At 78.0% G+C, this 1,340-nt stretch carries 1 protein-coding gene; it reads left to right on the plus strand.

Translation table 11 applies throughout. The features are described from left to right. On the plus strand, positions 1-1,340 hold a 1,340-nt coding region (locus AA75_RS48165), incomplete at both ends, for an acyltransferase domain-containing protein (protein WP_149038471.1).

A 1,340-nucleotide genomic window follows, 5' to 3' on the forward strand; every position in this document is an offset into this window, starting at 1 on the left:
CGGGCCGCCGTGAACGCGTTCGGCTTCGGCGGCATCAACGCGCACGTGGTGCTGGAGCAGGCCCCGACCGGGGCCGGGCCCGGCCCCGTACCGGCCGTCGTGACCGAGCCCGAGCGGGTGCTGCGGCTGGCCGCCGACAGCCCCGAGCAGCTGGCGCGGCTGCTGGCGGGCGACGACCGCGCGGTGCTGGCCGCCGGCCTGCCGGAGCGGGGTGCGCCCGTGGCGGGCTGCCGGCTGGCGGTCGTCGACCCGACCGCGAAGCAGTTGGCGCTCGCCCGGCGCGCGGTCTCCCGGGGGCGGGCCTGGCGCGGCCGAGGCGACGTGTGGTTCGCCCCGCAACCGCTGCTGGGCACCGGTGGGGCGGGCGCCGGCCGGCTGGCGTTCGTCTTCCCCGGCCTGGAGGGCGAGTTCGTCCCCCGCGTGGACGACGTCGCGGACCACTTCGGTCTGGTGCGCCCGGCCGCGGCGGGCGGCCGTGGGGCCGCCGCGCAGGTGGGCGACATCGGCCGGCACGGGGCCGGCGTGGTCGCGGTGGGCCGGCTGCTGGACACGGCCCTGCGCCGGATGGGCGTCCGCCCGGACGCGGTGGCCGGGCACAGCGTCGGCGAGTGGACCGCGATGATCAGCGCCGGGCTGTACTCCGGCGCGTCCGTGGACTCCTTCCTGGAGTCCTTCGATCCCGAGGCACTGCACGTCCCCGGGCTCTCGTTCGCCGCGCTGGGCGCCTCCGCCGACCAGGTGGGCGAGGTCCTGCGCAGCTCCCGGGACCTGGCGCAGGTGGTGCTCTCGCACGACAACGCACCGCAGCAGTCGATCGTCTGCGGCCCCGAGGAGCCGGTCGCGGAGCTGGTCCGCCGGTTCCGCGCGCGCGGGGTGCTGGGGCAGGTGCTGCCGTTCCGGTCCGGCTTCCACACACCGATGCTCGGGCCCTACCTCGGCCCGATCCGGCAGGCCGCCGACCGCTTCGAGCTGCACCCGCCGTCCGTGCCGGTCTGGTCCGGGACGACGGCCTCGCCGTTCCCGGCGGCCGAGGCGGAGGTCCGCGCGCTGTTCGTCCGTCACCTGCTGGAGCCGGTCCGGTTCCGGCCGCTGATCGAGGCCATGTACGCGGCGGGGTTCCGGGCGTTCGTCCAGGTGGGCACCGGACAGGTGGGCTCCCTGGTCGGCGACACGCTGGGCGGCCGGGAGCACCTGGTGGTGGCGGCGAACTCCCCGCACCGCGACGGGCTGGCGCAGCTGCGGCGGGTGGCCGCCGCGCTCTGGGCGGACGGTGCCGAGCCGGACCAGGCTGCGCTGTACCCGGACCGGCCGGACCGCTCGGCGGAGCCGGCCGGGCGGCA

The organism is Kitasatospora sp. MBT63 (assembly GCF_000710465.2).
Classification (GTDB): domain Bacteria; phylum Actinomycetota; class Actinomycetes; order Streptomycetales; family Streptomycetaceae; genus Kitasatospora.